Here is a 12,324-nt window from a genome sequence, read left to right as displayed (position 1 = left end):
ATGAAATATAAATATTAAGACTGCTTATATAATAAGTTTATTTGATAAAACTTGAGCAGATGTCACCGTACCTATAACTCCAGGTTTTAAGTCTATAGCAACAGCTTTGTCATCGTCTCTTAAAACGTCGAGCCAATCCGCAAATACTTCGCCTTCTACTTCTATAATGTCGCACTCTTCAAAGTCTTCATCTCTTACTTTTTCGGCTTGCTTCTTAACACTCCACACAGGCATAATATTCGGCTTTTCGTGTTCGTCATCACTAATTAAAATAAATTGTTGTTTATTTTGTGATGATAGACCATAAACTGAGTCCGATTTTGCTATTGTGTTATTAAATTCTTTAATGCGAATATTATCCAAATCAGACATTAATTCATCAGTACATGCTTCAATTTCTACTAGTTCGCCATCGTTATTAGAAGTTGGATTAATAATAACTTCTTCATGCGCTTTAAAAATTTCATCCATTTCATAAGTAACAAACTTATCAATATCTAAAGTTTTTAACTCGTCATATTCGACGTTAAGTTTAGATAAATATTGCTCTGCCACGTCTTTACGTGTCCATATTGCAATAACATTTTTACCTAGAATATCTTGTTTGATTATTTTACCTTTTTTAGTGGCTAAGTAAATTTTTTCTGTCACAAGTATGTCTTGGTAAAATTCTTTTGTTTTGTAAGACATTACTGCACCCCAATTCTTTGTATAAGTTACATTTAAAATATATCTTAACTTTGTCGCACTCGTCAATGAGGGCAAATTGTATAACTATATAAAGCATTTATCTACTCGATTTCACTTAAAAATGCTTTTTCATAGTCTTCAACTTGTTGTTTGGTTCCAGCATGCCAAATGCACCCAAATCGTGATGGTACATGCACGTCTTCAAACCAGTCCCCATCATAATATGATAGCGGGAATAGCACACCTTTTCTCACATATTTAAGAATAGTTTGGAAAAATTGTTCATTACTATTTGGTGCAATATAACTATAAAATTTATGATAACCGTCCGTTAAAGCAGGCTCTAACAGTAATAAACTTGTAGAACCATTTTGTCTAAAATTTAAGTCTATTGCATAGACATCACCTTTGTCATCTACCAATAAATCAAATCCTGCAACGCCGATAAATCCTTCTTTTATGCCATTACGCATTATTTCTTTACCGGCTTCAATGACCACGTCTGGAACTTCTTGCGCATTTTGATTACCATTATAAAATCCGTATTCATTTGTGAGTTGCTCTGCTGAACCAATATACTGTAAGCCTGTTTGTTCAGAATATGCGAATTGCACGCAATAATTAGCCACCGCTTCAATTTTTTGTTCAATAATTAAATTATCAGTGTCATTTTGTGCTTCGGCAATACGCTTCTTAGCTTGTGCTAAATCATTATCATTGTAGCAAATCATAACGCCATAACCACCTGCCGTAGGTAAATCATCGCCAGGCTTAATAACAAAAGGAAATGCCCATTGTTCGATCACCTCTTCGAAATCTTGCAGAGCTATAACCTGCCTTTGAGGTAAAAAACGACCGTTAGTCCATTGTGGAATTTTAGCTTTATTATTTAATGCCACAAATACATCTTTATTTAAAGCATAAAACTCTTTAGCTAATACTTGTTCATCATGTATATATTGGAAATATATTCTTTTATCATTTTCATGTGCTAACTGTTGAATTAAAGATTCATAAGAATGTTTGTCCTTAAATTTATATATGCTACTCGGTATTTCAGTCCCTATCACTTCGAATAATTGTGCTAATTTATCTGTTACACTCGCTTCGTGAACAATAACGGACATTTTATTAGCGATAAGTAATTCCCTACCAGTCAAAAAGTTAGATTGGTGTTCTTCAGGTTCTAACCATGGATTAGAAACGTATGAAGGTCTAGAAGTATAAACCGTATCCTTATGGTAAAGATCGCTAAGTGTTAACTTAGTGCTAAGCGAACTTTTTTTCTTCATAATCAGTGCCCCTTTGCATGTTGATGCTCTTCAACAATCTCTTCAAATAATTTTTGATTTTCGATTAATTCTAACCCCATTAATGCTAATATTTTTCCACCTCTAATTAATGCTTGGTCGCCGTGTGAACTTGTCGCCGCTTCTCTAAAACGATGGGTATGTCCTACTAGATTTTTCGAACCAATTTTAATATGTGGATGAATAGTTGGCACGACATGGCTGACATTTCCTGTATCTGTAGAACCATAACCAAAATCATCATCAATCACATCTTCATCCATCTCAGTGGCATACTTAGCGAATAATTCATCTAATTTAGAGGTTTTAATAAATTCATTTACGCCATTTTGTATAGGGCCAAATTCATAATCACAACCTGTCTGGAGCGCTGCGCCTTTAGCAATTTGTCCTACTTTTTCAGTTAGGATATCTAACTCTTTGCGCGTTGTAGCACGCGTATAAAATCTTGCATGTGTATAGTCTGGAATAATATTAGCGGCTTTACCTCCATCAAGAATGACGCCATGCACACGTTGGCTCTTCTTAATATGTTGCCTTAACTGCGCCACGCCATTAAAATACGAAATCATCGCATCTAAAGCATTTAATGCTTCATGTGCATTTTCCGATGCGTGCGTGCTTTTGCCGTAAAATTTAATATCTAAAACATCTACCGCTAAGGTATTTATCGTTTTGTACGTTTCATTACCTGGATGAACCATAAGAGCCACATCTAGCTCATCTATAACACCTTCGTTGACATAGGATGCTTTAGCGCTCCCATTAACGCCGCCTTCTTCAGCAGGACAGCCTAAAACAACTACTTTACCGCCAATATTATCTATCGTTTTAGTTAACGCAGTACCAGCTAAAACACTCGCCGTGCCAATAATATTATGTCCACAAGCATGACCTAAGCCTGGTAAAGCATCATACTCTGCCAAAAATCCAATAGTTGGGCCTTTTTTGCCACTATCATATCTAGCTATAAAACCAGTTGCATGACCAGCTATATCTGTTTCTATTTCAAAGCCTTGTGCTTTTAAATGTTCAATTAAAGTTCTAGAAGCAAAAATTTCTTCGTTCCCAAGTTCTGGGCGTTGATGTATTTGATGACTCATTTCAATATAATTTAACTTTTCATTTTCTATATAATCTAAAATAACTTGTTTATTTTCCATACTATCTCCACCCTACTTTCATTGTTTTCTATAATTCACATTTCATACTGTTTCCAAACATCTTGTATCATGTTGAATATTAAATTGTACAAAACGCTCGCGAATTATTACTTATTCTATCGGTTTTATAATTTTTTGTCATTATTTTTTCTTAATATTCAAAAATTTATTTATGTGCAATACTTGTGGCAATTGTTGACGGCAATTGTAAAACTATATATCACTTGTTACAATTAAACTATTGACTCAATAGGAGGAATTAACATGCCAAAAATGAATGTTGAAAGTTTTAATTTAGATCACACTAAAGTAGTTGCACCTTTTATACGCTTAGCTGGTACTATGGAAGGACTTAACGGCGACGTTATTCATAAGTATGATATACGATTCAAACAACCTAACAAAGCGCATATGGATATGCCAGGTTTACACTCATTAGAACATTTAATGGCTGAAAATATTAGAAATCATTCTGATAAAGTTGTAGATGTAAGCCCAATGGGTTGCCAAACAGGTTTCTATGCGTCTTTCATTAATAATGATGATTACGATGATGTACTTAACATCGTTGAATTAACATTAAAAGATGTTTTACAAGCAACTGAAGTTCCTGCATGTAATGAAGTACAATGTGGCTGGGCAGCAAGTCACTCATTAGATGGCGCAAAAGAAATCGCACAAGAATTTTTAAATGAACGTCAACAATGGAACGAAGTTTTTAGCGACGCGAAATAACAGAAATTAAAAAAACCTGACGGATATAATAAATATTCGTCAGGTTTTTTGTGTAAATTAATTTATAGTTTAGTTATTGTTTTCATTAGTACAAATTGTAAAGGAATACGTGCATATAGCATCCATTGTGGTAATTGTTTATTACCTAGTGGCAACGATTTACGTGCCATATAAATATTTGCTGGCATTACTGAGATCAAGAATAAATTGGTTAACTTTTTAAAAAGCTGAGATGGTCTTTTTATAATAAAATAAATACCAATAATGATTTCAACGACACCTGTTACTAACACGGCTGTTTTTCTAAGTGGCAAATAATCAGGTACAATTTTTCTAAATGACTGTTCGTCTTTGAAATGCAACAATCCTATAATCGAAAACATTGCTCCTAAAATTTTTCTTACTATGTTCATTATTTTTCCACTCCTAATTCCGTTAAATAACTTCTTCCATATTCAGGTAATGGCACGTCAAAATTATCTGCTATCGTAGCACCAATTGAACTAAACGTATCGTCTTGAGCTAGTTCATGATAGTCCGTAATTTTAGGACTAAACATTAATACCGGAATATATTCACGCGTATGATCCGTACCATCGGCAGTTGGGTCATTACCATGGTCTGCTGTGATGATGACTAAATCATCTTCTTTTAAATTATCGAAAAGTTCGGGCAAGCGATTGTCAAAATCTTTTAGCGCTTGTGCATAGCCTGGTTTATCTCTTCGATGACCATATTGCGCATCAAAATCAACTAAATTTAAGAAGCTAAGGCCATTAAAATCTTGTTGAACTGTTTCAATTAGTTTATCCATGCCGTCCATATTATCCTTGGTACGAATTGCTTGAGTTACACCTTCACCATCATATATATCGTTAATTTTACCTAAAGCGATAACATCATAATTAGCTTCTTTCAGTTCATTCATAACTGTTTTCCCGAAAGGTTTTAAGGCATAGTCATGACGATTTGAAGTACGTGTAAAATTACCAGGTCCACCTACGTATGGTCTCGCAATAATACGTCCAATTAAATATTTAGGGTCTTTAGTTAATTCTCTAACTTTTTCACAAATATCATATAATTCTTCTAATGGTATAACGTCTTCATGTGCAGCAATTTGTAAAACTGGGTCTGCAGAAGTATAAACGATTAAATCGCCTGTCTTCATTTGATGCTCGCCCCACTCATCAATAATTGCAGTACCTGAAGCAGGGATATTGGCAACAACTTTACGTCCAGTCATTGATTCAATCTCGTCTACCAACTCTTTTGGAAATCCTTCTGGATAAACTTTAAAAGGTTGCATAATATTCAAGCCCATAATTTCCCAATGACCTGTCATTGTATCTTTACCTACAGAGGCTTCACTCATTTTAGTGTAAAAAGCTTGTGGATTTGTCACTTTATTTACTACAGGTAAATCTTCGATATTACCAAGACCTAATTTTTCGAGGTTCGGTAAATCTTGCTCAAAACCTTCTAATGTATGTTTTAAGGTGTGACTACCTTCGTCATTAAATGCTGCTGCGTCTGGACCTTCTCCAATGCCTACTGAATCCATAACTATAAGATGAATTCTTTTAAAAGGTGAAGTCATAGTTCCCACTCCTTATTCAGTAATTATTTTGTGGATCAATGTTGGATTACTACCTTGTTTACTAATAGTGATGCTGTTATTCAGTTTCTCTTTAACGTTATCAATAGTTTCACTATTAGAATGAATCGTTAATAATGATTCGCCTTCTTTAACTTGGTCACCAACTTTTTTGTTCAGTACAATACCAACACTAAGATCAATATCGTCTTCTTTTGTTTGTCTACCTGCGCCTAACATCATAGATGCAACACCAACCTCATTTGCAATAATTTCGGTTATGACACCATTTTGTTGTGCTGGTAATTCAATTTGGTATTGTGCTTGAGGTAATTTAGAAACATCATCGACAACTGATGCATCACCGTCTTGGTTAGTTAAAAACGTTTTGAAGCTTTCTAACGCCGAGCCATTATTAATCGCTTCTTTTAGCATAGCTTCTGCTTCTTTTAAGTCTTTAGCCTTGTTACTAAGGACTACCATTTGTGATCCTAATGTTAATACTAAATCTGTTAAATCTTGAGGTCCTTTACCTTGTAAAGTTTCAATTGCTTCTTTAACTTCTAGCGCATTACCAATAGCATTACCAAGTGGTTGACTCATATCAGAAATAATAGCCATTGTTTTACGGCCTACGTTATTACCAATGCTTACCATTGCATGAGCTAAAGCTTCTGCTTCTTCAATCGTTTTCATAAATGCACCGTTGCCCGTTTTAACGTCTAAGACAATTGCATCAGCACCGGCTGCGATTTTTTTACTCATAATCGATGACGCAATTAATGGTATAGAATTGACAGTACCAGTAACGTCACGTAAACCGTATAATTTTTTATCAGCTGGCGTTAAATTACCAGATTGTCCAATTACAGCTACTTTTGCTTCATTAACAAGTTGCGTAAATTTATCTTCGGATATTTCGACATGAAAGCCTTCAATAGATTCTAATTTATCAATTGTACCGCCAGTGTGTCCTAGCCCTCGCCCACTCATTTTAGCTACAGGTACACCTACTGAAGCAACAAGCGGTGCTAATACTAAAGTTGTCGTATCACCGACACCTCCAGTAGAATGTTTATCTACTTTAATACCTTCGATATTAGATAAGTCGATTACATCTCCCGAATTAACAATTGCCATTGTTAATGCAGCACGTTCATCTTCATTCATATCTTGGAAGAAAATAGCCATCGCCAAACTCGAAGCTTGATAATCAGGTATATCACCTTTTGTATAACCTTCGATGAAAAATTCAATTTCCTCTTTCGTTAAAGCATTCCCGTCTCTTTTCTTTTCAATAATATCAACCATTCTCATAGAAAAAACCTCCCCTTCGTGTTGTTTAACATTCCCAAATCATCATTGCTATTTTATTAATTCCCGTTATTAATAGTCTGAATCACTTTGTAAACCTTGAATAATTTGCACACCAGCGCTGGCACCAATACGTGTTGCGCCTGCTTCTAACATGGCATTAAAATCATCTAAATTACGTACGCCACCTGAAGCCTTAACTTCAAGATCGTCACCTACAGTTTGTTTCATCAATTTAACATCTTCTGGCGTCGCTCCTCCGCCAGCAAAACCAGTAGAAGTTTTAACAAAATTTGCACCGGCAGCTTGGCTTAATTCACATGCTTTAACTTTTTCATCATCAGTTAATAAACAAGTTTCGATAATAACTTTAACTGTTTTACCATTTGCTGCGCCTACTACACCTTCAATATCCTTTTGAACTTCTTCAAATCGTCCATCTTTAAGAGCACCAATATTTATCACCATATCGATTTCATCTGCACCATTTTTTATAGCATCTTCTGTTTCATAAACTTTAGTAGCAGTAGTAGTTGCACCTAAAGGAAAACCAATTACTGTACAAACTAATACTTTAGTGTCTGCAAGTTGTTGTGCAGCATGATTTACATGTGTAGGATTGATACATACTGATTTAAATTCATATTCGCGAGCTTCGCTAATGATTTTATCAATCTGTTCTCTTGTAGATTCAGGTTTTAATAAAGTGTGGTCTATATATTTTGCATAATTCATATAAAAATCCTCCTAGTGTGTTTATAAAATGTAACCTAACAAAATCAAACTATTATTTGCTTAATTCAGTTCATCTTAATTTTATAATTTTAAGTCTCTAATAGCTACTAATTTTCATTTTTGGCAAACATTTTATAAATGTTTATTCATATAATATTTTACAAAAAATAGCAAAAAATATAAACAAATGTTATCTTTATTTTAAAGAATGATATTAAAGGAGAAGATTAACTATGACTAAAGGGACACCACACATTCAACCAAATGGGAAAAAAATCGCAAAAACTGTTTTAATGCCTGGCGATCCACTACGCGCTAAATATATTGCAGAAAATTTCTTAGAAAATGTAGAACAATTTAACGAAGTACGTAACATGTTTGGTTATACAGGAACATATAAAGGAAAAGAAGTCTCGGTAATGGGATCTGGCATGGGCATTCCAAGTATTGGAATTTATTCCTATGAACTTTATAACTTTTTTGATGTTGAAACAATCATTCGTATCGGCTCATGTGGCGCTTTACAAAATGATGTTAACCTTTATGACATTATTATCGCTCAAGGTGCTTCTACAAATTCAAGTTATGTAGATCAATACAATATTCCTGGCCACTTTGCACCATTAGCTGACTTTGATTTAATGTTAAAAGCGAAGCAACAAGCTGACGCTTTAGGAGCAACGAGCCATGTCGGAAATATATTATCATCTGATACTTTTTATAATGCTGATAGTACTTTCAATGATCAATGGCAACGAATGGGTATTTTAGGTATTGAAATGGAATCAGCTGCGTTATATTTAAACGCAACTTATGCTAATAAAAAAGCATTAGGTATCTTTACTGTAAGTGACCATATCTTAAAAGATGAAGCAACTACAGCTGAAGAAAGACAAAATTCATTTACACAAATGATGGAAATCGCATTAGAAATTGCTGAATAATAAAAAAGCAACCGTATAAACGGTTGCTTTTTATATTAATTATTGACCTAAATAAGATTTTAACATCCAGTTATGTTTTTCGATGTTTGTTTGCATACCGATAAACATATCTTCAGTAACATCATCGTCTGCATTTGAAGCAACTTCAATAGCTTCATCTAATTGTTTTGCAATATTTGTAAAGTCTTGAGATAATTCTGCTACCATTTCTTCAGCTTTATAACCTTTACCAGCCTCATCAATAATAGAAATATCTAAACTTTCTTTTAGTGTAGCAACTGGGTTACCACCTACTGCTAAAATACGTTCAGCTAAATCATCAATATATTGACTCGCTTCGTCGTATAACTCTTCAAATTTTGTGTGTAATGAGAAGAAGTTTGGTCCTTTAACATACCAATGGAAATTGTGTAATTTTGTGAACGCTACCGTCCAGTTAGCAACTTGTTTATTTAATACTTCTACTACTTGTGTATTGTTTGTCATATTTAATTACTCCTTTATTTGTGTATTTATCTTAAAGCTTTATTGTAATTATTATTATATTATAATTATTCTAATCTGTAAAGGTATAATGACCACTAAATTATAATAATTATAATCTGTTTATCGAGGCGCTAAATTAAATTCATTTAATCTTGTATATCTTGACGATAAGGCATAGCACCTTGCGCACCTAATTGAGTGACGGATAAACTTCCGGCCATATTAGCAAAATCTATAGCCTTTGCTAAATCCATTTTCTCAATTAATGCCACGGCTAGTGCTCCATTAAATGTATCACCAGCCCCAGTGGTATCGACTACGTTTTGCTTATGACCAGCGATGTTTCGAATTATTGTATCAAAATAAACTGCTCCTTGATCGCCACGCGTTACAATCAATTTATTGGGATAATTGGCAATTACTTTGTCTAAATCATTACCAAAGAGCAACTCATTTTCACTTTCATTTGGTGTTAAATAAGTTACTCTATCAATTGTTTCTTGTGATAATGCTCTATATGGAGCAGGATTTAAAATAACCTTTAAGTTATTTTCATAAGCATATTTAACAACGGCATCAACTGTGTCAGATGGAATTTCTTGTTGCAGTATAATAATGTCACCACTATTAAATTTAGCCAGTTTAGGTATAACTGTGTCAGGTTTAATATGATTGTTTGCACCTGGAACTACAATTATACGGTTATCTTCTTCATATAAAGTTATATGTGCCGTACCTGATTGTACATTTTCAATTGTATCCATATAATCGGTATTAACGTTATTGTCTTTTAAATTATTTATAATCTGTGTACCATAAGCATCGTTACCAACTGCACCTATCATATATACTTCAGCAGACAATCTGGCTGCAGCAACTGCTTGATTAGCTCCTTTGCCTCCTGGTGTAGTAAAAAACGATTTTCCTAATACAGTTTCTCCCGCATTAGGAATTTTATTTGTGTTTACTACTAAATCAATTGATGAACTACCAACTACGATGATATTATTCATTGTTTGCCTCCACTTAAATTAATCTATAAAGAATGATTGTTCATAGTCATCCGGTTTATGCCAATGTGTTTTCCACATGTTATTTCTATTGTTTGCAAATAAATTGTAACCAAAATCACGAATAAATTTAGGTGTAATTCTAATTAGTACACCGAGCCATTTGTAATTAGTCAATGAAGTAATCAATGTTGCAATAGCATCTGATTTAAATTGTAAGTGATCACCTTCTTGCAATATGACACTATCAAAACGTCTTGCTGCTGGGTATTCTCGTTGTAGTTGTTGACCTGTAGAACCTTTTAAAGTTGCAAATTGATAACGCGTAGACAAGCCATTTTGAATTAACCAAATAGCAAAGTTATAACAATAAACACAACCACCGTCATAATAAATAATTGGCACAACAAACACCTCACTTTTCTTTACTTACTTATATTATATCCATATGTATAAACTTTAAATCATTTTAAATGCTCATAAAAACATATTTCACTAAAACTTCTATAATATCTAAATGCACAAAAAGAGGTTGAAACATAAATAATGTCTCAACCTTTTAATATAACTAACTATTAATCTTGATTTACTCTAACGATACGAGTATATTTTAAAAATTGTTCTGAATAATGATTTTTTATGTCATTCAAACTTTCATAAGTAACGCCAACAATATGCCAATTAGGATTGAAATGATAAAACGAATCTTTTTTACGTGACCATTTAATCATATTGCCATCTTTATTATATCTAGGCATAGTCACTTCATAACCTTCTAAAACATTGATAAATGCTTGGAAAATATCTGGATCTATACGATTAAAATTATCTATAACAAGATAACTTTTATCTTTTCTAGGCATTAATTCTGTAATAAATCCTTCTCTAAAGTATAGGGCACCCGCTTCATTTGGTAAGTACTTACCATATAACATATCTTCGGTAAAATCGGGATGACCTGTTGTAATAACAGGATGTGCGTTAGTTTTTTGTAGCAAATCTTCAGCGGCTTTTAATCCCGGCTCACCAGGTTCTACGACTAACAAGATAAATGGTTTTAAATCTTCATCTTGTTCTGTAATCATTTGCTCGTTGCTCACAGATTCAAACTGTGGCTTCAAGCCATTATTTTCACTCATTTCGACAATGGATTCATATTGTGTCTCAGATAAACTGGCAATTGCTTGTTTAGTATTTTCTTGTAAAAAATAAAGATTTTTTAGTTTAGGATGTTTATTTAATGTTGATAATGACACTGGCGTAATATCTTTTTCATAATACACTTCGATCGCGGTACTATTTGTTCTTCCAGCGATGGGTGGTTTTTCATGAATATGACGTGTAATTTCACCTAAACCGATGACTGATTGGTCTTTGTTCTTATCGTAAAACACTATTTTATCGCCTTGCTCTAGTTGTGTATAAAAATGATAACCATTTCGTTTAATACCATTATATGTATGTGTAAATAAAGTATATGTTTCTCCTTCTTCAAAGTCTTCTGTTTCTGACACGAAGAAATATCTCGGTACTTTAATGTCACCTGTACCAAGGTTAACAATTAAATCGAACTCTTCTTTAGTGATTTGATTAAACAATGTTTCTTTCATATTGCTCATTCTGAATTCTAAACGTTCGCTACGTTTAAGATAATCAGCCGTTAATGGTTTTAATTGAGCTTTAAGTTCAAAATGTACACGAGTTTTATTTTGTGCACCAGTTTGCACGCTAGTTATCTCACCATAGCCTAATAACCCAGTATCCATTTGTACTTGATAGAAGATAACCTGATCTCCTACTTTAGCCTGCTTAAATGCACGAAAGCCTTGAGATGGGTTAAATTGTGCACCTGACTCGAATAATGTAGTTTGACCTACGAGTGGTTCATTGTGATTCCAACGATTATAGCCACAATTTAACCAAAAATAGCTTGTTTCCTCTGACATTTATGATACTCCTAACTCTGTAAAATTTATATCTTTCCCATTATATTCATATTATGTTGTTCAAACAACCATAAACTTTGTGTGTTAAAGCTAAAAATTATTGTATTTTACAACGGCAAATACGACACTAATTAGGCATTAACTATTTAGCATCGTAAAAGAACCTAATAGTGGCATAATATTAATTAATATACCTCCTAGTTTTAACATGCCACTTATTTCTTTATTAGGGATTGTTATTAACGTACTGATAACACCTAGTAGAGCAACTAACATTGGAAAAATCAACGATGGATATTGCGGTATATGTAAGAACACTCCAGCGCCAGAAATTATTCCACATGCTAACGCTACGTATAAAAATTTATACATGCCAGTCACCTCTCTTGTGATT

At 33.5% G+C, this 12,324-nt stretch carries 14 protein-coding genes; 2 read left to right on the top strand and 12 right to left on the bottom strand.

The genetic code is table 11. From position 1 onward, the window contains the following. Positions 1-24: 24 nt before the first annotated feature. The 3 genes from C7J89_RS05315 to C7J89_RS05305 form a co-directional block, all read right to left on the bottom strand. Positions 25-690 (bottom strand): DUF2750 domain-containing protein, encoded by a 666-nt coding sequence (locus C7J89_RS05315; protein WP_103295623.1) that lies wholly within the window; start codon positions 688-690, stop codon positions 25-27. Positions 691-791: 101 nt separating this feature from the next. Further along, entirely contained in the window at positions 792-1,982 is a 1,191-nt protein-coding gene (gene ldmS, locus C7J89_RS05310; RefSeq protein ID WP_103295622.1) for an L-aspartate--L-methionine ligase LdmS, read from the bottom strand. Between the two features lie 2 nt (positions 1,983-1,984). Beyond that, complete coding sequence (locus C7J89_RS05305) at positions 1,985-3,163, bottom strand: M20 family metallopeptidase (RefSeq protein WP_103295621.1); 1,179 nt, start codon at positions 3,161-3,163, stop codon at positions 1,985-1,987. A gap of 264 nt (positions 3,164-3,427) precedes the next feature. On the opposite strand from C7J89_RS05305, the gene C7J89_RS05300 reads away from it, so the two are divergent. Further along, entirely contained in the window at positions 3,428-3,898 is a 471-nt protein-coding gene (locus C7J89_RS05300; protein ID WP_103295620.1) for an S-ribosylhomocysteine lyase, read from the top strand. A gap of 62 nt (positions 3,899-3,960) precedes the next feature. Here C7J89_RS05300 and C7J89_RS05295 read toward each other — a convergent pair whose 3' ends face one another. The 4 genes from C7J89_RS05295 to deoC all read right to left on the bottom strand — a co-directional run bounded on the left by C7J89_RS05295 (position 3,961) and on the right by deoC (position 7,544). After that, positions 3,961-4,311, bottom strand: coding sequence for a DoxX family protein (locus C7J89_RS05295; protein ID WP_103295619.1), 351 nt, complete (start codon positions 4,309-4,311; stop codon positions 3,961-3,963). Further along, on the bottom strand, positions 4,311-5,498 hold the full coding sequence (deoB, locus tag C7J89_RS05290; protein ID WP_103295618.1) for a phosphopentomutase: 1,188 nt from the start codon (positions 5,496-5,498) through the stop codon (positions 4,311-4,313). Before deoB ends, C7J89_RS05295 begins: the two co-directional genes overlap by 1 nt. 12 nt (positions 5,499-5,510) lie before the next feature. Next, on the bottom strand, positions 5,511-6,812 hold the full coding sequence (locus C7J89_RS05285) for a pyrimidine-nucleoside phosphorylase (protein WP_103295617.1): 1,302 nt from the start codon (positions 6,810-6,812) through the stop codon (positions 5,511-5,513). Between the two features lie 69 nt (positions 6,813-6,881). Beyond that, positions 6,882-7,544: a deoxyribose-phosphate aldolase gene (deoC, locus tag C7J89_RS05280; protein WP_061855726.1), complete on the bottom strand. Its 663-nt coding sequence runs from the start codon at positions 7,542-7,544 to the stop codon at positions 6,882-6,884. Between the two features lie 233 nt (positions 7,545-7,777). Between deoC and deoD the strand changes: the two genes are divergently transcribed. Next, positions 7,778-8,488, top strand: coding sequence for a purine-nucleoside phosphorylase (gene deoD / locus C7J89_RS05275; protein WP_061855727.1), 711 nt, complete (start codon positions 7,778-7,780; stop codon positions 8,486-8,488). A 39-nt stretch (positions 8,489-8,527) separates the two neighbouring features. On the opposite strand, the gene C7J89_RS05270 is transcribed toward deoD, so the two are convergent. The 5 genes from C7J89_RS05270 to C7J89_RS05250 all read right to left on the bottom strand — a co-directional run bounded on the left by C7J89_RS05270 (position 8,528) and on the right by C7J89_RS05250 (position 12,302). Beyond that, positions 8,528-8,974 (bottom strand): Dps family protein, encoded by a 447-nt coding sequence (locus C7J89_RS05270; RefSeq protein WP_061855728.1) that lies wholly within the window; start codon positions 8,972-8,974, stop codon positions 8,528-8,530. Positions 8,975-9,120: 146 nt separating this feature from the next. Next, positions 9,121-9,987, bottom strand: a complete 867-nt coding sequence (rbsK, locus tag C7J89_RS05265) for a ribokinase (protein WP_103295616.1) — start codon at positions 9,985-9,987, stop codon at positions 9,121-9,123. A gap of 18 nt (positions 9,988-10,005) precedes the next feature. After that, positions 10,006-10,389 carry a thiol-disulfide oxidoreductase DCC family protein gene (locus C7J89_RS05260; RefSeq protein ID WP_061855730.1) on the bottom strand — a complete coding sequence of 128 codons (384 nt, stop codon included), beginning with the start codon at positions 10,387-10,389 and terminating at the stop codon, positions 10,006-10,008. A 170-nt stretch (positions 10,390-10,559) separates the two neighbouring features. Further along, positions 10,560-11,930, bottom strand: a complete 1,371-nt coding sequence (locus tag C7J89_RS05255; RefSeq protein ID WP_061855731.1) for an EVE domain-containing protein — start codon at positions 11,928-11,930, stop codon at positions 10,560-10,562. 138 nt (positions 11,931-12,068) lie between these two features. Beyond that, positions 12,069-12,302, bottom strand: a complete 234-nt coding sequence (locus C7J89_RS05250) for a hypothetical protein (protein WP_061855732.1) — start codon at positions 12,300-12,302, stop codon at positions 12,069-12,071. Positions 12,303-12,324 lie beyond the last annotated feature (22 nt).

Origin of the sequence: Staphylococcus kloosii (assembly GCF_003019255.1) — a bacterium.
GTDB classification, from domain to species: Bacteria; Bacillota; Bacilli; order Staphylococcales; family Staphylococcaceae; genus Staphylococcus; species Staphylococcus kloosii.
Note: the sequence above shows the minus strand (reverse complement) of the source record. Positions and strands in the feature narration are given on the sequence as shown.